This window comes from Flagellimonas sp. MMG031 (genome assembly GCF_040112705.1).
Lineage (GTDB): Bacteria > Bacteroidota > Bacteroidia > Flavobacteriales > Flavobacteriaceae > Flagellimonas.
In genome coordinates this window covers 1,414,972-1,436,129 of record NZ_CP157804.1, presented here as the reverse complement: position 1 = coordinate 1,436,129, position 21,158 = coordinate 1,414,972, and the positions used below count along the sequence as shown (strand labels likewise).

The window sequence follows — 21,158 nt, the reverse complement described above, 5'->3', positions numbered from 1 at the left end:
AAGGTAAATTATTGAATCTAAATAGGAAGATATGCAAACAGAAAAGGTAATCGCACATATTGTTGATTGGTTAAGGGACTATGCCGAAAATGCCAAGTGTAAGGGTTTTGTCATTGGGGTGTCGGGAGGTATCGATTCTGCGGTCACCTCTACCTTATGTGCCAAAACCGGATTGGACCTTTTGTGTTTGGAAATGCCGATTCACCAAGGTAAAAATCAGGTAACCCGTGCGGACCGACATATTGATTGGTTGATGGAAAACTTTCCCAATGTGTCCAGACAACCCGTTGACCTTACTCCCGTCTTTGACAGTTTGGTGGGTGCTTTCCCAAAAGTGGATGATGAGGAGGAACGGATGATGTCGCTTGCCAATACCCGGGCAAGGCTCCGGATGACAACCTTATATTATTTTGCTGCCCTTAAAGGGTATTTGGTAGCGGGAACCGGGAATAAGGTTGAAGATTTTGGCGTAGGCTTCTATACCAAATATGGTGACGGCGGTGTAGATCTCTCCCCTATTGCCGACCTGGTCAAAACAGAAGTGTACGAACTAGGAAGAGTGCTGGGTGTCAACCAAGATATCATGGAGGCAGCCCCCACCGATGGACTCTGGGGAGATAGCAGAACGGACGAAGACCAAATAGGGGCTTCATACCCCGAACTGGAATGGGCGATGGACATGGACGATAAGGGTAAAACTGCGGCCGATTTTACGGGTAGGGAAAAGGAAGTTTTCACTATTTATAAAAGATACAACACCGCCAACAAACACAAGATGGTTCCGATTCCCATTTGTGAAATTCCAAGTAATTTAAAGTAGCGGTTCACCCTAAAAACCTTAGATTAAGACGAAAAAAACCATATAAAAACTATGGTTTTAAGAAAAAAATTACACTTTTACATGATTAAATTGTTATCTTGCTTGCTAATTATTGTAAGTTTTTAGCCACTAACCATTCATTAAACAAATCTTAAGAAAATGATAAAAGTATTGATAGCTGATAACCATCCGGTTGTAAGGCTTGGTATCAAAAAGGTACTTGAATCCAGCTCTGACATTGAAATCATTGCAGACGTATCAACTACCGAAGAGCTTTTTAATACATTGAAATCCATAACCCCCGATGTAGTTATTTTGGAGATGGACATTCCCGAAATCAACGGAATTGCCACCCTAAGAAAAATGAAACAGGATTTCCCTGACATTAAAACTTTAATGTACAGCGGGCAATCCGAAGATGTGTACGCCTTGAGCACCATACGAGCCGGTGCCTACGGATACCTTTCCAAAACTGCCGATTTGGAGTACATTATTTCAGCCGTAAGAAAAGTAAGTGAAGGCAATATGTTCATCACCAATGAACTGGCCCAAAGACTTGCCTTCGACGAAAGCACCCAAAAACCAAGAAGATTCTTTAGAAAACTCTCTTCCCGAGAAGTTGAAGTATTGAAACTCTTGGCCAGCGGTAAACGAAACAAAGAAGTAGCAGAGGGATTAAATCTGAACGAAAAAACAGTAAGCACCTACAAAGCCCGATTGATGAAGAAGTTGAACGTGGATAATTTGGTGGACTTGCTGCAACAGGCCAAAGCCCTGGAACTCTATTAGAAATACCCAACCAAACCAACTATTGTATTGACCCTTTTCAATTGTATTGGAAAGGGTTTTTACGTTTAGGAAAGTACGCGGTTCAATTTGGCGTTCAAGAGTTTGTTAAGTTGAAGGTAGTTCATAATCTCCTCCAAAATTTCGGTATTGTCGCCCACGTGGTCCTGTGTTTTTTCCTTCAGCTTTTCAATACGGTTTTTAATAAGGTTGCACCGAAGGGTTAGAATAGTCTCACCTACCAATTGTGCCACTCCTATTTTTTTCTCTTTAGGATAAATATCCCGTCGCTCCCAATCATGGAGCACATATTGCTCCTCCTCCATCAATATGGAGGATACCTCAGCAACCACTTCTTGGTCCAGTTCCGATAGAAAAGAACTCACAGAAAACTCGGTATCCTCATTCAACCGCTCTATCAATTTATAATAAATGGTCTTGAACTGCTCATTGGTCAGTTCAATTTCATCATCCTGAAGATCCAAATACACTTTTTCATATACTTTGGATTCCACAATTTCCGGCTCCAAGACCAATTCTCCATCTTCATTCTCTTTCAGCACCAAGTCCTCAAATTCCTGCTTTTGGTTACCATACAACAATAGGACCTCTATAATTTTCCGCTCCAACTCGTACTGGACATCCACCTTTTCCACCACTGCATCGTTCTTGACCACTTCAAAGACCTTCTGTTCTTGCTTGGCCTTTTTAGCCGTATCGGTCTGGTGCTTTTTGTCCAGCTGCGCCAAGGTATTGTACAGGACTTCTTCAGAAATCTGCATCATCTTGGCACATTCCTGCACATAAATTTCCTGTCGGATACGATCGGGGATTTTACTGATACTGTTTACAATATCCCGCACCGTATCGGCCCTTTTGATAGGGTCGTTGGCGGCTTCCTTGGCCAGCAAGGAAGTTTTGAACTGGATAAAGTCCATGGCATTCCCCTCCAGATACGCCACCAAATCCTCGTAGGTATTGTTCTTGGAAAAACTATCGGGGTCCTCGCCCTCCGGAAAAGTGCACACCTTTACGTTCATCCCCTGTTCCAAGATCAGGTCGATACCGCGAAGGGAAGCCCTAAGTCCAGCAGCATCACCATCAAAAAGAACGGTAATGTTCTTGGTCAACCTATTTATGAGCCGAATCTGTTCGGGGGTCAATGCGGTTCCACTGGAGGATACCACATTCTCAATACCGCTTTGGTACATTTGGATGACATCCGTATACCCTTCCACCAAAAAACAGTTGTCCTCTTTGGCAATGGCCTGTTTGGCAAAATAAATGCCGTAGAGCACCTTGCTTTTGTGGTAAATCTCGCTTTCGGGCGAGTTCAAGTATTTGGCGGCTTTCTTATCATTCGTCAAAATACGGCCACCAAAACCGAGCACCCGGCCACTCATGGAATGGATGGGGAACATGACCCGCCCTTTGAAACGGTCGAATGTCCTGTTCTCGCCCCCCGCCTGTTCCTTGACAATGGTCAGCCCTGTTTTTTCCAAAAACTCCAACTGATACCCTTTATCCAAGGCGGTTTTGGTAAAGGCCTCCCACTCATCCAGACTATAGCCAAGGCCAAACTTTTTGATGGTCTCGTCCGTGAACCCACGTTCCTTGAAGTACGACAGCCCTATGGCCTTTCCCGGTTCGCTTTCCCAAAGGGTCTGGGCAAAGTACTTTTGGGCATATTCCGAGACCAGATACATGCTTTCCCGCTCGTTGGCCTGCTCCTTTTGCTCATTGGTCTGTTCGGTTTCCTCAACCTCAATATTATATTTTTTGGCCAAGTACTTTATGGCTTCGGGATAGGTAAAATGTTCGTGCTCCATCAAAAAAGCCACCACATTGCCTCCTTTCCCGCTACTGAAATCCTTCCATATCTGCTTCACAGGGGAAACCATGAAACTAGGGGTCCGTTCATCCGTAAAAGGACTCAATCCCTTAAAATTGGACCCTGATTTCTTCAATTGTACAAAATCACCGATTACCTCCTCCAAACGGGCAGTCTCGTATACTTGGTCTATGGTGGTTTTTGAAATCAAGGTACTGTATCAATCTAGCGGTTAAAGGTAAATAAAAACAATGTTTTTGGTGAATGCAAGAAGGAATTCCATCTTTTACATTTTGTATCTTAGGGGCTCTTGCCGTTGGAGCAAGTAAACTAGATTACAAGAAATATGAAGATCAAAAAAATGGCAAGTACTCGGTGGGCCATCACCACCGTACTATTGACTTTTATTGTATCTGCCTACGGCCAAATGGCCAAAAAAGCGGGTCCCATTATCGAAAATGGCGAAGCACAAGTGGTCGAAGCCTTTTCCGACCCCAGCAAATGGATTCGCCACGACCTTTGGGTAGAAACGGAGTTTGATTCGGATGGTGACGGAAAACTTGATCGTATGCACGTAGATGTCACACGACCGGAACAAACCGAAACAGAAGGACTACAACTTCCCGTAATTTATGAATCCAGTCCCTATTATGCAGGTACCGCAGGAATGGATAAAGGTATTTTTTGGGACGTAAAACACGAACTGGGAGAAGCTCCAAAACCGAGAACGCACCCCAACGTGACACGTGTTGGGGAACGCCCCATTATTTCAAACTCCCAAGTGATGACATGGGTGCCCAGAGGCTATATCGTTGTCCATTCCTCTTCCCCGGGCACAGGGCTATCGGACGGTGCTCCAACCGTGGGCGGTGATAATGAATCCCTTGCCCCAAAAGCCGTTATCGATTGGCTCAACGGGAGGGCCAAAGGGTATACCGAAAGGGATGGGGATACAGAAGTGAAGGCCTATTGGTGCACTGGAAAGGTGGGCATGACGGGTACTTCATACAACGGGACCCTACCATTGGCGGCTGCGACAACAGGAGTCGATGGACTGGAAGCCATCATCCCCATTGCCCCGAACACTTCCTATTACCACTATTATCGTTCCAATGGATTGGTTCGGTCTCCAGGAGGATATTTGGGTGAAGATATTGATGTGCTTTATGATTTTATCCACAGCGGAGACGAATCCAAAAGAGCCCGGAACAATAAAGTAATCCGTGATACGGAAATGAAGAACGGACTCGATCGTATTACCGGTGATTACAATGACTTTTGGGCTGGAAGGGATTATCTGAACGACATGAAACCCATGAAAGCGGCCATATTAATGTCGCACGGTTTCAACGACTGGAACGTAATGCCCGAACACAGCTATCGGATTTATAAAAAAGCCAAGGAAATGGGATTGCCTGTCCAAATTTATTATCATCAGAACGGACATGGTGGCCCACCTCCCATTTCGATGATGAACCGCTGGTTTACCCGTTACCTGTACGGGGTAGAAAACGGGGTAGAAAACGACCCCAAAGCATGGATCGTGAGGGAAAATGATGCAAAGGACAACCCAACTCCCTATGCAGACTATCCCAATCCGGATGCCAAGGACGTCACACTTCACCTAAGTCCAGGTGCCCCAGGAAAAGGTGGATTGTCTACGGATAGGCCAGATAATGCTGGAACCGAGACCTTAGTGGACAATTATTCCTTTTCAGGCTCCAGTTTGGCAAAAGCGGAGACCACCGAGCACCGATTACTATATGTCACTCCAATATTAACCAAGGATGTGCACATCTCCGGCATACCCAAAATCAATATCAAGATGGCCAGTAGCAAACCTGCTGCCAATTTATCCGTATGGTTGGTTTCATTGCCATGGTCGGAAGCCCTGAACACCAAAATTACCGATAACATCATCACGCGTGGATGGGCCGACCCTCAAAACCATCAATCATTGACCGAGAGTAAACCTTTGGTTCCAGGGAAATTTTATGAAATGGAATTTGAGTTGATGCCCGATGACCAAATAATCCCAAAGGGACAACAAATTGGCTTGATGATATTCTCCAGCGACAAGGAATTCACCCTCTGGCCGGAGCCCGGCACCGAATTGACCATAGATTTGGAAGGAACTACACTCACCCTCCCCATTGTAGGTGGGAAATTATGATGGTTTTGGATGGTCAACTGACCAAAATCATGTAACTTAAAGGAGATATTCAAGAACTTAGGGAAGTTTAACCAATACCTAAGTTCTCATGAAAATATTAATCATTTATGGCACCGTGGAAGGGCAAACGCGAAAAATTGCCCGGTTTATGGAACAGGTCCTTCAGGAGGAAGGCCATCAAGTAGCTATTGCCAACGCTGTGGAGGAACCTCCTGCCCCGAACGATTTTGACGCTGCCCTTATCGGGAGCTCCGTACATGTGCAGAAGTACAACACCTTGATCAAGGATTATGTGCTAGAGCATTTAGATACCTTGAATAGCATGCCCACAGCTTTTTTTTCAGTGAGTATGGCCATGGCATCTTCCATTAAAGAGGAACACGAAGAGATAACGCAGGTAGCCGAGGACTTTTTGAAAGAAATGCAATGGAACACTGCGACCGTTTGGCATATCGCCGGAGCTTTGAAATACACAAAATATAATTATTTCAAAAAACTGATCATGCGTTCCATTGCCAAAAAAGAAGGAGGGTCCGTGGATACGGACAAAGACCATGAATACACGGATTGGACCAAAGTCAAGGAACAGGTCCTCAGTTTTTCGAACCGATTAAAAACATAATCAACATATATGGACAGACATAGTTTTACAACACTTTCAGAAGCAATAAATACATTGACACAAGAGGACGGATATAAAGAGGATTTTGAGGCCGACGAAACGTGCATTAAGGCACTCTATTCCAAAAGGGAGTATCAGCCTGATGACCTACAGATTATCGATTCCTATCGGTTTGAGGGAATGACCAATCCGGGCGATCAGTCTACTGTATTTGCCATTGAGGCAAAGGACGGCACCAAGGGCACCATGGTGATGTCCTATAGCGCCACCAGTGGGCAAAACGAGGAACTCATTAAACAGATTCCGTACAAAAAGGATTGATCATACGAACAATTTGCCCACCGAAGAGGGTTGGTGCAACAACCATCCCGTAAGGCTAAATCTACTTTTGTGGGCCTTGAGCACTGCATGGGGCACTTCGGCACTTTTAAACATAACACAGCGGCCCGCCAATGGCTCTACCAAAAAACTGGAACCATCTTTTTCGAAGATTTCGAGCTCGCCACCATCCCCTTGTTTCCAGTCATCGTTCAAATAGATGATCATGGAAATCATCCGGTTGTTACGGTTTTCGAACTGGTCCAAATGCTTATCGTAATGACCACCCGATGGGTAATGGGCCAAATGGAATTCATATCCCGACAGACTGAGGTAGCAATATCGGTTGAAAATATGCATCGTCTCATCCAAAAGGTCCCAATAGCCCGTTAATCGGGCGTCACGGTTCCTGTCCAACCAATAGGTGAAATCCCCCCGTATTTTCGTGTCGATTTGATGATCGGCATGGGCACCTATTCCCGCTTCCTTAAAACTGGGCAGCTTACCGAGAAAAAAAGTTTTGATCTCCGTATACAGCTCGTCCCTTAGAAAGTGGTCGATAATCACATAATCCTTACTGGAGATGTCATCCATCCAGGACAACCAATCCTCCAAACCGTGATAGGCGTTCAATGCTTCAAAAATGTGGGCGAATGTAGAAAATAATTAAAAACGAAATTCATTTTTCTTTAATCATTTGGGAAACGCTAATTTTGAACATATCAACATCCAGTAGCCATGATTCTATTCTTTGGAACACGACCCGGCAAAAAAGAGACCAAGGTACTTACCCACGCAACTTGCCCCTATTGCAACCAAACTGGGACATTGACAGCAGTGGCACAGCCCAACTATGCCCATTTGTTCTGGATTCCGCTATTTACGATCAATAATATCCGCTATGCGGAATGTTCCCACTGCAAAAAAGTCTACTACAAGGAAGATTTTACGCCAGAAATGGAACAGGCCCTACTGAAATAAAAAACGGCCGGGAAACCCGACCGTTGGCTAACCCATTGGAGTGGTTATATATCAAACCGAAGGCCCAGTGATATATTGTTTTGTTTGATTTCCGCATCCTTGAAAATTGGGTTCAAATCATATTTGATGTAAAGCAACACCCCATCGAAACCCATGTATCCGCTCACACCATAGATAAGGTCGCTACTGTTGTAATCCCTTTTGAGCTTGTCCTTTACATTTTCGCCATCGCGATTGTACTTTAATTTTTGACGAGTGCCAAGGTTGAATCCGCCGTAGCCCCCAAAACCAAGTCTAAATTGATCTCTGATGGAGTATCGCATGCTACGCTCCGTTTTTCGTAATCGCGAGGGACCAACTTCAAAATGAACGGGAAAAACTAGATTGTCCATTCGGAACTTGGATTTATCCAAATCAAATTCGAATTCCTCCAAAACGGTTTGGTTTCCCTCTTGAACAAAGATTCGGTTCCCGTCAGGTTTTAGGCCATTGAACTGAAAAGAAAAACCATAATTGAACCGAAGCCAATTGGAATTTTTAAAGACCCTGGTACGCCATTGCCAGCCCATTTCAAAAAAACGGCTTCCTCCAACTTTATAGGGGTTATCGTTCAAGGACTGCCCTTCAATCAAAGCATTGTTTAAACCAACGGCCATGACAAAATCGGAATACGTTCGCCTATCGTATTTAATCTCGCGTTTTCTTGGATTTCGTCTAAAGCTGATAATCGGTTTGCCATCGATAAGAATACCCAAACGTCCCCAATCATCATAAATGGTATCCGTTTCGGCTAAGGTCAACACCTCCCCTTTGTTTCGTTCCAGCAAGGCAATTCTATTATCGATAATGGCCACGCGATTTTCAATGTTCAGGGCTCGTTGTTTGGCCACTTCTTCCTTCAAAACCCTAGCTTCGTTTTCAGTGATATCCCCATTGTCCAAACGCTGGTTGATATCCCTTACCTCCAATTTCAGGGCTTCTTTCTCTTGTTCAATGATGCGCTGTTTTTCCAACTTCAACGCTTCAATTTTCCGTTGATAATCTTCTTGTCCAAAAGCCGCTACGGAACCAAGGAACAAGATTAAGATGGTTGAATAAAATGCAATTGTTTTCATGATTGTTTTTGGATTATAAACCTCCCTCCTTCCTGCCGTTTGGGCAGGAAGTTGTAAGAGGTTTGACTTGATTGATGAATAATTCTACTGATTTCGGTCTGCCACCGCAGTACGTAATTTTAGGTAACCTGATTTGAGCGCATCAAAAATTTGGTCACGGAACGTTTCGTCCAGCTCGTCTTCCACTTCGGCCAGCAGTGCCATGGCATCTACAGAGCCGCTTTCCGTGAACAACTTATCCGTTAAGATTTGGCGTTGGGCCGCCCTCAAAAGGGAGTCTACCTCGGCATCGGTCACATCCTGATGCGCATGCTCCATCAGTTCCACCTGTGCCACCACTTCTTCCACTTTTTGGGCAATCAACGCATCCGAGTTGATTAAAATTTCATCCTTTAATGGGGTTTTGGTTTCTTCCTCCGCTATCCTATCGTTGGAAAAAGGCTGCTCGAGATTCAAAGGCTCCTCTATCTCGGCAATCTTGGAGTCAACCTCAATCCCAACAACTTCCATTGATTCCTCAAGAGGTTCGACATTGGTATTTTGTTCGGGCTCAATCGTGGTTTCGGGTTTTGTTGCCGTTTCCACTACTTGGTTTTCCTCTACTCTGGGTGACTCGTTCGTGAAAAAGAAAACCGACACCAATACCACACCCACCACACTGGCGGCGACGGCATATAGCAACCAAGGGGTTCTCCTTTTGGGCGAAGGTCCTTTGACCTGTGAAGCAATCTTATCCCAAGCACCTTCGGACGGTGCAATGGTTCGCTCCTCCAGTTTTTCCTTGATATGTTTTTCCAATTTATCCATATCCCTTATTGTTTGTTCGCCGATTGTGATTTGGGCGACATTCCTTTTAAATTCAAATTTTCCTGAAGCATCTTTCGGGCCTTGAACAGTTGTGATTTTGACGTGCCTTCGGAGATTTCGAGCATATCGGCGATTTCCTTGTGCCCGTACCCTTCCATGGCATACAACAAAAACACCGCTTTATAACCTTCGGGCAGTCCATCGATCAAATGCTGCACATACTCAACATCCAAAAGACCGTTATTCTGTCCAAAATCAATGTCTTTTGTTTCTTCCATGGCTTCCTCATCGTAAACCACAAACTGTCTTTTCCGCAAATAGGAAATGCTTTCCCGCACCATAATGGTTCGAATCCAACCTTCAAAACTGCCCTTAAATTGATAAGAACTTAAATGGTTGAATACCTTAACGAATCCATTGATCATCACGTCCTCGGCAAAATGCAGGTCCATAATGTACTGCCTGCAAACGCTCAGCATTTTAGGCGAAAATCTATCGTAGAGCTCCTTTTGGGCCTGTGGGTCTCCCTTGATCGATTTCTTGATCAACTGCTTTTCGTTGCTATGTAGCGTAATGATTTTCAAAAAAGTTTGGTTTACAAAAGTGCTTCTATTAATAGAGACGGGATACAAACACAAATAGTTGCCTGAAAATTAAAAATTTTCAGTAAAATATTGATTTTCAATTTATTAAAAATTATTTTTTTCGGTCTACCACGTAGTTGACCATAAGTTTGAGGGCACTTTTGTATTCGGAATCGGGATAATTGTCCAAAATGGCCAAGGCTTCATCCTTAAATTCCAACATCTTCACCACGGCATAATCCAGTCCACCTTTTTCCTTCACATAGGCAATGACTTCCTTGACGCGCTTTTTGTCCTTATTGTGTTTTTTGATGGAGTTGATCAACCACTTTTTCTTTTCCTTATCACTCTGGTTTAAGGCATAGATCAAAGGAAGGGTCATTTTTTGTTCCTTGATATCGATTCCAGTAGGTTTCCCGATTTTTTCGGCGCCGTAGTCAAAAAGGTCATCCTTTATTTGAAACGCCATGCCGCAGAGTTCCCCGAATTTCCGAAAGGTTTCCACTTCTTCCGAATCGGGACGCACGGAACAGGCTCCCATGCTGCAACAGGCTGCAATCAAAGTGGCGGTCTTTTGCCGGATGATATCATAATACACCTCTTCCGTAATATCCAAAAGTCTTGCCTTTTCGATTTGGAGGAGTTCCCCTTCGCTCATATCGCGAACGGCATTGGAAATAATGTGCAATAAATCATAGTTCTTGCCTTCCAAAGAGACCAAAAGGCCTTTGGAAAACAGAAAATCCCCCACCAAAACGGCAATTTTGTTTTTCCAAAGGGCATTGATGGAGAAAAAGCCCCTGCGCTTGTTGCTATCGTCCACTACATCGTCATGAACCAAGCTTGCAGTATGTATCAACTCAATAATGGAAGCTCCAGTGTAGGTCCGTTCGTTGACTTCGCCGTTCAACAATTTGGCGGTCAAAAAAACAAACATCGGGCGCATTTGCTTGCCCTTTCTGTTGACTATGTAATAGGTAATCCTGTTGAACAATGCGACTTTGGAGGACATGGACTTGAGGAATTTTTCCTCGAAAAGCTGCATCTCATTTTCAATGGGCTCCCTTATCTGCGAAACGATTTTCAACGTAACGGGTGGTGTTTGGTTTTGAAACCCTAAAAGTAGGGAAAATGAAAGAGTTGATGGAATGAAATCCGAGTTTTAAGATACAGTCCTCAAACTATCGATGATTTGCAGGGAATGAAGGTCCAGGATGAAGGGCAAAAGTGGAAAAACAATATATCTCCTGTCCCTTGTCTCAAAACTAGCTCTTGTTTGCTAGCTGACCACAGGCGGCATCGATATCCTTTCCACGAGATCTGCGGATGGTGACCGTGATTCCGTTGCGTTCCAAGGTATTTTGGTACATTTCCACCGCTTGATTGGAGGCTTGTTGAAACTCGCCGTCATCAATGGGGTTGTACTCTATCAAATTTACTTTTGAAGGGGCAAACTTGCAGAACTTGACCAAGGCATCGGCTGCTTCTTGGGTATCGTTGATTCCTTTCCACACCACATATTCGTAGGTAATCCTGTTTTTGGTCTTGCTGTACCAATATTCCAAGGATTCCCGTAAATCTTTCAAAGGAAATGTGGCATTAAAGGGCATGATGGAGGTGCGAACCTCGTCTATCGCAGAGTGTAAGGATACGGCCAAACCGAATTTCACCTCTTCATCTGCCATTTTTTTTATGATTTTGGGTACGCCGGAGGTCGAAACCACAATGCGCTTCGGAGACATACCGAGTCCCTCGGGCGATGTAATCTTATCAATCGCCTTGAGCACGTTGTTGTAGTTCATCAAGGGTTCACCCATCCCCATAAAAACGATGTTGCTTAACGGACGGTCAAAATACAATCGGCTCTCGTTATCTATCGCCACCACTTGATCGTAGATTTCATCGGGATTCAGGTTTCGCATCCGCTTTAAACGTGCGGTAGCACAAAATCGGCAATCCAAACTACAGCCCACTTGACTGGAAACACATGCCGTGGTGCGGGTTTCGGTAGGTATCAGAACGGACTCCACGACCAGACCATCGTGCAAACGCACCGCATTTTTTATGGTACCATCCGAACTGCGCTGCATTTGGTCCACCCGAATGTGGTTGATCACGAAATTATCCTCCAACATTTTACGGGTTTCCTTGGAGATGTTGGTCATGGCATCAAAATCGTGGGCAGACTTTTGCCACAACCATTCATAAACTTGGTTGCCCCGGAATGCTTTATCGCCCTGCCCCACAAAAAAATTGCGGAGCTGCTCCTTGGTCAATGCCCGTATGTCCTTTTTTTTGACTTCCACTAGTTAAAGATAAGCAAGAAAAAATCCCGCTGGCCATAAGCGAGCGGGATTTCTGTTTTATGAATATTCCGTTTTACAGAATCAGCATGGCATCCCCGTAGGAATAGAAGCGGTAACCTTCCAAAATGGCTTGTTTGTAGGCCTTTTTCATGAGGTCGTGCCCCATAAATGCCGAAATCATCATCAATAAGGTGGATTTTGGCAAGTGAAAGTTGGTCACCATGCAATTCGCGATGCTGAATTCGTAAGGAGGAAAAATGAACTTGTTGGTCCAGCCCTCAAAGGTATTCAACGTATGCTCGGATGAAACGGCACTTTCCAAACTTCTCATCACCGTGGTCCCCACAGCGCAAACTTTTCTTTTATTGGCTTTAGCTGTATTTACGATTTCGGTGGCCTTTTCATCAATGACCAATTCCTCGCTATCCATTTTGTGCTTGGACAGGTCTTCCACCTCAACCGGGTTAAAAGTCCCCAATCCTACGTGAAGGGTAACCTCGGCAAAGTTGATACCTTTAATTTCCAATCGCTTGAGCAAATGCTTGGAAAAATGAAGTCCTGCAGTTGGGGCGGCTACGGCACCTTCATGCTTGGCATAAATGGTCTGGTAGCGTTCCTCATCTTCTGGTGTGACCTCCCTTTTGATGTATTTTGGAAGTGGGGTTTCTCCCAATTCCCTCAATTTTCTTCTAAAATCGGTATAAGAGCCATCGTAAAGAAAGCGTAGGGTCCTACCTCTTGATGTGGTGTTATCGATCACCTCGGCCACCAAACTTTCGTCCTCCCCGAAATACAGTTTGTTACCGATACGGATCTTCCTTGCTGGATCTACCAACACATCCCACAAACGCTGTTCTTGGTTTAGTTCCCTCAACAAGAAAACCTCGATACGCGCTCCTGTTTTTTCCTTGTTTCCAAAAAGTCGGGCTGGAAATACCTTAGTGTTGTTCAAGACCAAGACATCGTCTTCATCAAAATAATCGACAAGGTCTTTGAACATTTTATGTTCAATTTTTCCGCTATCACGGTGAACCACCATTAGTCTGGATTCGTCCCTGTGTTCCGCAGGATATTCTGCCAATAACTCTTTAGGCAATTCAAAATTGAAGTTTGATAATTTCATGTGGACTTTTTTTCGATTTTTTTAAAAGAGGGGCAAATATACAACCTACCCATAGCGGATGTCAAGTAATTTGATGATTAAATGTGGATTACAATTCTTGGACCAGGAATCCAAGCGTCTTTAGGTCGCTCCAAAAATCGGGATAGGATTTGGAAACCACTTCGGCATCGTTCACGGTAAAATCAGCCTTGAGGGCCAGTGGTCCAAAGGCCATCGCCATTCGATGATCGTTATAGGTATCGACCGAAACCTCTGGTTTCAATTTGTTTTGCGGGTGAAGGGTCAAGCTCTCGGCATCAATTTCCACTTTGGCCCCAAACTTACCCAATTCGGTCTGCAATGCGGCCAATCGGTCCGTTTCCTTTATGGGCAGGGTGTGCAATCCAGTCAAATGACAACCTATGCCTAATCCCAAACAGGTCACAGCAATGGTCTGTGCAATATCCGGGGCATTGGACAAGTCGTACTCCAAGTAATTAGTAATGGGTTCGTTGTTTTTTTTCAGCACAATGGAGTTGTTGGAAAAAGAGGTCTCAACTCCGAAACTTGTATAGATTTCGGCCAAAATGCTATCACCTTGCAGGGAATTCTTTTTGTAGGAAGCCAGTTGAATCTCCGAGCCTGCTTCGCAGAGGGCCGCTATGCTGTAAAAATAACTGGCGGAACTCCAGTCGGATTCTACCACCAAGGTAGTATCGGCAACAGCTTTTTGGGGTGCAACGGTGATTTTGTTTCCTTCAAAAGTCGTTTCAACCCCGATTTGTTCCAACAGGGCCAGGGTCATTTTGATATAGGGTACCGATGTAATCTTCCCTACCAGTTCCAACTTTAGGCCGTTTTTCAGGCTCGGGGCAATCAGCAACAAGGCTGAAATGTATTGACTGCTGATATTTGCCGGTAGTGAAACTGTACTTTTTTCCAATGTTTTCCCTTTGATGTTCAAGGGAGGGTAGCCTTCCTCCTTTAGGTATTCGATATCCGCACCCAAGGAACGCAACGCTTCGACCAAAACTTGGATAGGTCGTTCCTGCATCCGTTCTGAACCCGTTAAGGTAACGTGCTTACCTTCTTGCGAAGCAAAATAGGCGGTTAAAAAACGCATGGCCGTTCCTGCGTGGTGAATGTCCACTGTACCTTCGGATTTGCCCAATCCTTTCTGCATGACTTCTCCATCATCCGAATTGGAAAGGTTCTCAATTTTGATATTGGGAAACAGTGCCTGCAACAACAAGGAACGGTTGGTTTCGCTCTTGGAGCCGGTAATGGCAATGGACTTTTGGATTTTTTTGTGGTCGGGTGCTGAAAGTTGGAGTTTCAATTCGTTTGGGTTTGCATGAATGGTCAAAACTAGAAAAAACAGGCCTAATGTCCTGTCAGCGGGCCAACTTTATTTGAGCTTTTTGTTATTTTGATGACGGTCGTGGTCACGTTCGGTCTTTAGGTCCAACTTTTTATCAAAAGCCTTTTGCAGGTCGATGCCCGTTTGATTGGCCAAACAAAGTACCACAAAGACCACATCGGCGAGTTCTTCCCCTAAATCTTTGGCCTTGTCGGATTCCTTTTCGCTTTGTTCACCATAGCGTCTGGCGATTATTCGTGCCACCTCTCCCACCTCTTCGGTGAGCTGGGCCATATTGGTCAGTTCGTTAAAGTATCGGACCCCGTGGTTTTTGATCCATTCATCAACCGCTTTTTGTGCATTTTCTATGTTCACCTCAGAGGAATTTAAAATCTGCACTAAGGTACTAACAATACTCTTTTAGACCTTTTCAAACACCAAATAACTTTGGTTGATGCTGGTCACAGCCTGTTCAAACAACTCTTTTATAAATAAATAGCCCTCACTTTTGTATTGTGTTGAACGCAATTGAAGGTTAAAGAAAATGATGACATTTTTCTCGGATGTAGAACAGTTGAACCTAAGCACTCCGCTCCCTCCCGGAAGTGCCAAGTTGTTGTTTTCTGGAAGGCTCTTCACCCGATAACCTTTAGGTATGGTAATGTTGGCCATGTACTTGTAATTGCGAAGGTACCCAAAATCGACAGGGTAGTTCCTCTCTGAGCTTTTGAAAGGGTTACTTTGGAAAAAGCGAATCAAAAACGGGTTAAAATAAATGCTAGTAGAGGTATCCAAGTTTTCCAACTCGAAGCTAAAATGTTCCATTAACAAATTATCATTGGATTTCTCGGCATCCAGCTCATATTGATCTATGTAAAAGTCACCATTGGTATTCTTTTCCACCTCATCCAAATATTGCTGATTGGTAATACTTGATAAATGGTTTCTTTTGAAGTAGGCTTCATATCCTCGGGACATCTCATCAAAAGTTCCTCGCGCAGTGCCCTCATCTAAATTTAGGTCAAGCTGGAGCATCACTTCCTTGCTATTCCCTTTGGGCGATTCGATGTCGTACCAATAACTTTCCCCATCGAGGTCCATAACCCTTCCATAGTAGTTTAGGCAACGGTAGGGAAGCATTCCGAAGGGAAGCTGTTTTTCCGTGGCATCCAAAAGATATGTGGTTCCGTCAATATCGAGTTTGGCAATTACATAATTAAAATCCGACATTACTGGATGGCTTCTTTTTGGAAGCCCGTGAGCCCTTGTGGAGAGCAACATCAAATCGGCATCCATTCCTGCAGCATTGAGCAGATTGATCAAAGTAATGTTGATTTCCGCTACGTTGCCAACACCCTCGTCAAATGCTTTTTTCACGTTATTGTCCCGAAAGATTCCAAACTTTCCGTTCCAGGAATAATGGGATTTCACAAAGTTGTAGAGATTGATTGCCTTTTCCGACTCTTCCTCCGCACCAGTGATAATGTCTATTGGTACGTTTCTTTCAAAATAATTCTTTTTTCTAAGTTGCCCACCGATATCACGATCTGATCTAAATTCCTTATCAACATCTTTCCAAGATTTGGTATACCGCTCTTTAACGCCCCGAAAGCTCAGGTATTCGGATAGCTCAAACTCCAAACGAGATTGATAATTAGAAGCGGCAAGCATATATTCCTCGTCACTTTTAAAAGCAGGCACATCTTCCATAACATACTTGAGCACCTCGCAGTCCGCTTGTTTGTTGACATTGGGAATACTAAAGCAATTCTCCTTTATTGTTGCTTCATTTACCGTTAAGGGCAGGTTTCCAAATAAAGATCGGTTATAACTGTAGTTCCCAGGGATCTTAGCATTATACTCCGTGTAAACCTTGGGAATGTCATCTTGGAAATCCCATCCGTTTAAGTTGTAAAAAAATGGGGACTGAACTTCATAAGTAAATTCCAAAATAGATCCTTCCTGCACATTGGAAAAGGTAAATCTTTTCTCCGACCAATGTTCGTTGACTTCGGCATCAAATATATTATTGTCCATCACAATGTGCTTTAAGCCATCTGTATGGGTTATGGCTCTAATATCGTTTACCTCTTCAGTACCCGTATCGGAATGGTAGTACGGAATACGGATATCTGCCTCCGAAAACCCCTTTTTGTCCAATATCTTGATTTTGGCATGATACTTTTTTATCAACCAGACATACCCTCGCCTAACCTCAAAGAAATTGTCTCCTTTTTCAAAAAGATACACTGCATGGGCGGTCGTGTCCTTTTCATAGGTCTTGAATGCAGATTCGAAAATGGTCAGTTCCCCAAATTCCAATTGCTGTCCCTGCAAAACCATATGCTGCAGAAGCAGCAAGAGAATACCTATTTTTTTCATAGGTGTGCTACAGTTTGGTAAGGATTACTTTTTCAGCTTCCTTTTTCACGATATGACCGTAAAACTCCTTTAAATCTGGATAATAACTGGCTGGAATCACATGGGTGTTAAGTTCCGTTTCTACACGGGCGTTAATGATATTGTTTTCGGCAGATATGATGTACTTAAACTGTCCCATGTTTTCGGGAAGGGCAACCGCAATGGGTTCCGGGATTGACTCTACAGCATATCCTTCGGGAATATTGATGGTAATCAAGTATTTATCCGTCCAAGGATATCCGTAATCGATAGGGAACTCCCTCTTTTCCGTTTTGAAGGGGTTTTCACTGGTAGTGAGATAAAAAAGAGGTGATAGGTATAGTTTCCCTGCTATTTCCTCATAAGCTGATTCTTTGCTATAGCTGAACGTTTGGACAACGGGTTTGGACAAGTCGTCTTGATTTTGGAGTTCAAAATCCGAAATTTCCAGGTCGCCATACCTCTTTTCCAGCTCATCCAAATATGAATCCTCGGAGCCTTCCCCAAAATTGTTCCTAAAAATAAAGGCATTGTTTGCGGTATACTGCTGACGGTACCTGCCATGAATGGAACCATCATCGTTTAGGTCAACGCTCATCATAACAGCATCGAGTGATTTTGTTTTTGGGGTAAGATCTACTTGAACAGAAGTACCGTCTTCTTTAATCAGTCTGCCAAACCAGTTCAGCGCACGCATGGGCAGCACATCGGGAAATGCATTTTTTTCGGTCGCATCCAAAAGTACAAAGCCATTATCGAGCTGGAGCCCTGCCACTACATAATTGAAGCCATCGCTGGTAGGCAGTAAAGGGATGCCATGTGATCTTGTACTGACCAATACAGGATCTGCTTGCAATCCGGCATACCGAAGCATGGCTATCAGCATCAGATTGATTTCGGCCACATTGCCCTTGCCTTCTTTATAAGCTTTACGAATGCCTTGGCTGCTGCAGCCCACACCTACAAAATTATCCCAGTTCATTTTGTTCTTTACAAACTGGAATAGGGCCATTGCCTTCTCTGAATCGGATGAAAGCCCATTTAGAACTTGGTCTACATCATCATCAAAATAGTTTTTCCTGTTCAGCTCATCTCCAAAACTGTCGTAGTCGTAAATGGATTTGGCCACATCCTCCCAGGTTAAACTGTAGTTTTTAAATGGTTGGTTCGGAAAACGGGTAGAAGCCAGTTCAAATTTTATCGATGTTCTAAAATTGTTGATATTGCTGGTATATTTTTCCTCCAGCAGTGCAGGAATACCGGAAGCTTTCATGGTATAGATGTTTTCCAAAAAGTTTAGGGTCCCACTTGTTCGTGTGGTTCTCCCTAGGCTGCCCGTTTGATCAGAGCTTCTATAGGAAACATTAATCGTTCTATTTTCATTGGATTGATCAAACTTGATGGCATGAAATCCCCTGCTATATTGCTTAAAGTAAAAATACTCCGGAATCTCCAATCGTATTTCTACATCGTCCACGGGAATATCATATTGAAATTTGAACTCATCGATACTCCAGTACATGGGAGATACAATTTTATACTCAATGTCCAACACACTACCTTCCTTAACTTCTGGCATGGTGATGGAGGCCTTGTTCCTGTATTCGTTTACTTCTTCAATAAAAACACCGTCATTCTTCAATTTGGTATCCACAACTTTTCCATTCACCATATTATAGGTAAACCCTTTTATACTGGAAATATCCTCCTTATTGGTACCTCCTGCATATAGTGGAACTTGAAGGGTGGCCCAATCAAACCCCTCCTTGTTGTAGATTTTAATCCGGTAATGCACCTCTCTCACAAGGCTCCAGCCTGTTTCATACTGATAATTGTAACGTACCCATTCATTTTTGTGCAATATGGCCGCATTGGCCTCTGGATAGAGGGCATGTTGTGTTGCTGATACCTCCTCTTCGGACACTTTTCCAAATTTTACTTCTTTGGCACTTACCACTGCTTGCTGAGCCAGCAAAAGCAGAAAAAACAATCTTAATTTCATGACTTCTTTTTACTTAAAACGATTTTTGCGTTGTCATATCCGGCGACCTTCTTTCTAAAATCCCGATATAGTTTATAATCTTCCTTTGGATACTCTCCTGATTTGATGAGCAGTCGTCTTTTATAGACAAGGACCCCAGGTTCTTTTGGCTCAACAGATACGGCATAGGAACCAAACTTGGTATCTTCTTCTATGGGAAGTATCAAGGTTTCCACAACATAGCCTTCGGGCAAACGGATGGTAAACTCATCCTCATCCAAATATCCCCTAGAAATGATCAGCGGCATTTTTCTGTTTCTAACTCTATCGGGAACCCCCAAATTTCTGTTGGAAATGTTGGGTGCGAACAAGAGTTTGTCACCCGCACTGGAAAGGTAATTGTCGGCCTTAAAATCAACCGTTTCCAGAAATTCGATCTTATCTTCATTATTCTGATAGGCTACCTCTCCAAGCTGCAAATCTTGAACGTAGCTCCAGTATGATTTGTAAAATTCCTCCTGCTCCGATCGTGTGTTTGTGGTTCGCCAATATTTTTGGTCGTACTGGGATCCCCTTGAGAATATTTGTACATGTCCGGTTACATTCCGTTGGTTTCCCACTTGAACATCTGCCTTGGTAAGTTGATAATTTTCTTCATCTGGATTTCTTTTGGTCCGCACCAATTCTCCACCCTGTGGGGTTATTTTTAGTACATTTCTATTATCGGTAAACGTCCCTAAATGGTTTACGGGAGTGGTTTGGCTGGTACACTCCAACCAAATTTCATCGTTCTCCAAGGGTACGTTTAAAAAAACATGGTTCCCTTGGATAGAAGGAAAATCCTTGTCCAAATGTCTGATCTGCCTGCCAGCATGTACAACTGTGTAATAGGACTCGACCCCTACAGCCTTCAGCAGTGCCTTGGTATAATTGGTAAGCCCCTTGCAGTCTCCATACTTTACGCGGTCTACATCTGATGCACTGATGGGCATCCAACCGCCTATTCCGAGCTGAACACTGATGTATCTGGTATTTTCCTGTACATAATCGTACACGATCCTGGTCTTCTCCAAAGGATCGGATATGTCTTTTACCAAGTTTTTCACATGAGTAATCGTGGCTTCGGACAACTCATCCCTGCCCGCCAACAACTCATCATTCATCCACTTGCCCAACTCCTGCCAAGTGGTGGCCCTACCATTGACTCCCTCCAAATGAAACTCGTTCATAGCGATTTTTACTTGGGGTACAAGATTGCGAAACGATGGGGATAATGGTTCCCGCTCCATGGGCACCAAGTTTTTAGCCTCGTACGAAATGCCATTGTTCATTTCTTTCGCAGCAATCCCATAGTCACCAAAATTCACTTCCTTATGTCTGAAGGGTATGCCGTTCTCCACGGTAAAGGAAAACTCACTTCTCTCGGTACCCACCCGATAATCATCCAAAAAGGACCAATTCGGGGCAAAAGCGGTGTTAGGAGTTGTATAGACTTTACTAAATTCGATGGTATAAGGATATTGTGAAGGGGTATAACGCATGACCAAAACCCTTGAATCGGAATAGAGCGTTCCCCCACTAATGGCACTTTGGTCCAAAAAATCCCTTTTCTTGATTTTTTTGATTTCCTCACCACTCGCATTATAAACAATGGCCTCCAAGTCGGAAACCTTGTCATTTTTTTCATAGAAGGCAAAAGCATGTACATGCTCATCCCCATTTTCGTTAAGAACGGTGACGACACGCTTGCTGGTTATGGTCATCTTGTCCAGAGCTTCGACAACTACATCCATTTTATCCAAACGAACTACGGCATCGGCATTATCCAATAGTTCTTTGGGGATGGATGTTAGACTGTAATCTTGGGAAAATGAATACTGAAAAAGTAAGGTTGAGAGGAATAGAAAATAAAATCGCATTGGTTGTAGGAAATCGTTTTTTAGGACAACGCTAAAGTGGTTAATTTCCTACA

Annotated in this window: 19 protein-coding genes; 6 read left to right on the top strand and 13 right to left on the bottom strand. The window is 43.7% G+C overall.

Annotated elements, in window-relative coordinates:
• The first annotated feature begins 31 nt into the window (after positions 1-31).
• The gene (gene nadE, locus ABNE31_RS06360) at positions 32-820 is read left to right on the top strand and encodes an NAD(+) synthase (protein ID WP_179385220.1); all 789 of its coding nucleotides are present in this window, start codon (positions 32-34) and stop codon (positions 818-820) included.
• 159 nt (positions 821-979) lie between these two features.
• Complete coding sequence (locus ABNE31_RS06355; RefSeq protein WP_179385221.1) at positions 980-1,609, top strand: response regulator transcription factor; 630 nt, start codon at positions 980-982, stop codon at positions 1,607-1,609.
• A 65-nt stretch (positions 1,610-1,674) separates the two neighbouring features.
• Here ABNE31_RS06355 and dnaG read toward each other — a convergent pair whose 3' ends face one another.
• Positions 1,675-3,648, bottom strand: coding sequence for a DNA primase (gene dnaG, locus ABNE31_RS06350; protein WP_349352772.1), 1,974 nt, complete (start codon positions 3,646-3,648; stop codon positions 1,675-1,677).
• Positions 3,649-3,783: 135 nt separating this feature from the next.
• Here dnaG and ABNE31_RS06345 point away from each other — a divergent pair, with 135 nt between their 5' ends.
• The 3 genes from ABNE31_RS06345 to ABNE31_RS06335 all read left to right on the top strand — a co-directional run bounded on the left by ABNE31_RS06345 (position 3,784) and on the right by ABNE31_RS06335 (position 6,553).
• Positions 3,784-5,610: a Xaa-Pro dipeptidyl-peptidase gene (locus ABNE31_RS06345; RefSeq protein ID WP_349352771.1), complete on the top strand. Its 1,827-nt coding sequence runs from the start codon at positions 3,784-3,786 to the stop codon at positions 5,608-5,610.
• Between the two features lie 88 nt (positions 5,611-5,698).
• Positions 5,699-6,232 carry a flavodoxin domain-containing protein gene (locus ABNE31_RS06340; protein WP_349352770.1) on the top strand — a complete coding sequence of 178 codons (534 nt, stop codon included), beginning with the start codon at positions 5,699-5,701 and terminating at the stop codon, positions 6,230-6,232.
• Between the two features lie 9 nt (positions 6,233-6,241).
• On the top strand, positions 6,242-6,553 hold the full coding sequence (locus tag ABNE31_RS06335; RefSeq protein WP_179385224.1) for a phosphoribosylpyrophosphate synthetase: 312 nt from the start codon (positions 6,242-6,244) through the stop codon (positions 6,551-6,553).
• Here the strand turns inward: ABNE31_RS06335 and ABNE31_RS06330 are convergent, their stop codons facing one another.
• Positions 6,554-7,183: a 2OG-Fe(II) oxygenase gene (locus tag ABNE31_RS06330; protein WP_349352769.1), complete on the bottom strand. Its 630-nt coding sequence runs from the start codon at positions 7,181-7,183 to the stop codon at positions 6,554-6,556. It lies immediately after the preceding gene.
• 105 nt (positions 7,184-7,288) lie between these two features.
• Between ABNE31_RS06330 and ABNE31_RS06325 the strand changes: the two genes are divergently transcribed.
• Positions 7,289-7,531, top strand: a complete 243-nt coding sequence (locus ABNE31_RS06325; protein ID WP_349352768.1) for a zinc-ribbon domain-containing protein — start codon at positions 7,289-7,291, stop codon at positions 7,529-7,531.
• A 44-nt stretch (positions 7,532-7,575) separates the two neighbouring features.
• Here the strand turns inward: ABNE31_RS06325 and ABNE31_RS06320 are convergent, their stop codons facing one another.
• The 11 genes from ABNE31_RS06320 to ABNE31_RS06270 form a co-directional block, all read right to left on the bottom strand.
• Positions 7,576-8,646: a hypothetical protein gene (locus tag ABNE31_RS06320; protein ID WP_349352767.1), complete on the bottom strand. Its 1,071-nt coding sequence runs from the start codon at positions 8,644-8,646 to the stop codon at positions 7,576-7,578.
• An 84-nt stretch (positions 8,647-8,730) separates the two neighbouring features.
• Complete coding sequence (locus ABNE31_RS06315) at positions 8,731-9,453, bottom strand: hypothetical protein (RefSeq protein ID WP_349352766.1); 723 nt, start codon at positions 9,451-9,453, stop codon at positions 8,731-8,733.
• 5 nt (positions 9,454-9,458) lie between these two features.
• The gene (locus ABNE31_RS06310; protein WP_349352765.1) at positions 9,459-10,037 is read right to left on the bottom strand and encodes an RNA polymerase sigma factor; all 579 of its coding nucleotides are present in this window, start codon (positions 10,035-10,037) and stop codon (positions 9,459-9,461) included.
• 112 nt (positions 10,038-10,149) lie between these two features.
• Complete coding sequence (locus tag ABNE31_RS06305) at positions 10,150-11,124, bottom strand: polyprenyl synthetase family protein (protein WP_179385229.1); 975 nt, start codon at positions 11,122-11,124, stop codon at positions 10,150-10,152.
• 178 nt (positions 11,125-11,302) lie between these two features.
• Positions 11,303-12,343 carry a 23S rRNA (adenine(2503)-C(2))-methyltransferase RlmN gene (gene rlmN / locus ABNE31_RS06300; RefSeq protein WP_349352764.1) on the bottom strand — a complete coding sequence of 347 codons (1,041 nt, stop codon included), beginning with the start codon at positions 12,341-12,343 and terminating at the stop codon, positions 11,303-11,305.
• A 73-nt stretch (positions 12,344-12,416) separates the two neighbouring features.
• Positions 12,417-13,466: a tRNA preQ1(34) S-adenosylmethionine ribosyltransferase-isomerase QueA gene (gene queA, locus ABNE31_RS06295; protein WP_179385231.1), complete on the bottom strand. Its 1,050-nt coding sequence runs from the start codon at positions 13,464-13,466 to the stop codon at positions 12,417-12,419.
• An 88-nt stretch (positions 13,467-13,554) separates the two neighbouring features.
• Positions 13,555-14,784, bottom strand: coding sequence for a 3-phosphoshikimate 1-carboxyvinyltransferase (gene aroA, locus ABNE31_RS06290; RefSeq protein WP_349352763.1), 1,230 nt, complete (start codon positions 14,782-14,784; stop codon positions 13,555-13,557).
• A 69-nt stretch (positions 14,785-14,853) separates the two neighbouring features.
• A complete protein-coding gene (locus tag ABNE31_RS06285; protein WP_349352762.1) occupies positions 14,854-15,180 on the bottom strand; it encodes a nucleotide pyrophosphohydrolase in 327 nt (108 codons plus the stop codon).
• Between the two features lie 45 nt (positions 15,181-15,225).
• The gene (locus ABNE31_RS06280) at positions 15,226-17,187 is read right to left on the bottom strand and encodes a DUF3857 domain-containing protein (protein WP_349352761.1); all 1,962 of its coding nucleotides are present in this window, start codon (positions 17,185-17,187) and stop codon (positions 15,226-15,228) included.
• A gap of 7 nt (positions 17,188-17,194) precedes the next feature.
• A complete protein-coding gene (locus ABNE31_RS06275; protein ID WP_349352760.1) occupies positions 17,195-19,207 on the bottom strand; it encodes a transglutaminase domain-containing protein in 2,013 nt (670 codons plus the stop codon).
• Entirely contained in the window at positions 19,204-21,105 is a 1,902-nt protein-coding gene (locus tag ABNE31_RS06270) for a DUF3857 domain-containing transglutaminase family protein (RefSeq protein ID WP_349352759.1), read from the bottom strand. Before ABNE31_RS06270 ends, ABNE31_RS06275 begins: the two co-directional genes overlap by 4 nt.
• Between the last annotated feature and the right edge of the window lie 53 nt (positions 21,106-21,158).

Bases quoted from the DNA above. Each gene is read 5' to 3' on its own strand.
- nadE (WP_179385220.1), top strand. From the start codon at position 32: ATGCAAACAGAAAAGGTAATCGCACATATTGTTGATTGGTTAAGGGAC.
- ABNE31_RS06355 (WP_179385221.1), top strand. From the start codon at position 980: ATGATAAAAGTATTGATAGCTGATAACCATCCGGTTGTAAGGCTTGGT.
- ABNE31_RS06345 (WP_349352771.1), top strand. From the start codon at position 3,784: ATGAAGATCAAAAAAATGGCAAGTACTCGGTGGGCCATCACCACCGTA.
- ABNE31_RS06340 (WP_349352770.1), top strand. From the start codon at position 5,699: ATGAAAATATTAATCATTTATGGCACCGTGGAAGGGCAAACGCGAAAA.
- ABNE31_RS06335 (WP_179385224.1), top strand. From the start codon at position 6,242: ATGGACAGACATAGTTTTACAACACTTTCAGAAGCAATAAATACATTG.
- ABNE31_RS06325 (WP_349352768.1), top strand. From the start codon at position 7,289: ATGATTCTATTCTTTGGAACACGACCCGGCAAAAAAGAGACCAAGGTA.
- ABNE31_RS06320 (WP_349352767.1), bottom strand. From the start codon at position 8,646: ATGAAAACAATTGCATTTTATTCAACCATCTTAATCTTGTTCCTTGGT.
- ABNE31_RS06315 (WP_349352766.1), bottom strand. From the start codon at position 9,453: ATGGATAAATTGGAAAAACATATCAAGGAAAAACTGGAGGAGCGAACC.
- queA (WP_179385231.1), bottom strand. From the start codon at position 13,466: ATGAAATTATCAAACTTCAATTTTGAATTGCCTAAAGAGTTATTGGCA.
- ABNE31_RS06280 (WP_349352761.1), bottom strand. From the start codon at position 17,187: ATGAAAAAAATAGGTATTCTCTTGCTGCTTCTGCAGCATATGGTTTTG.
- ABNE31_RS06275 (WP_349352760.1), bottom strand. From the start codon at position 19,207: ATGAAATTAAGATTGTTTTTTCTGCTTTTGCTGGCTCAGCAAGCAGTG.
- ABNE31_RS06270 (WP_349352759.1), bottom strand. From the start codon at position 21,105: ATGCGATTTTATTTTCTATTCCTCTCAACCTTACTTTTTCAGTATTCA.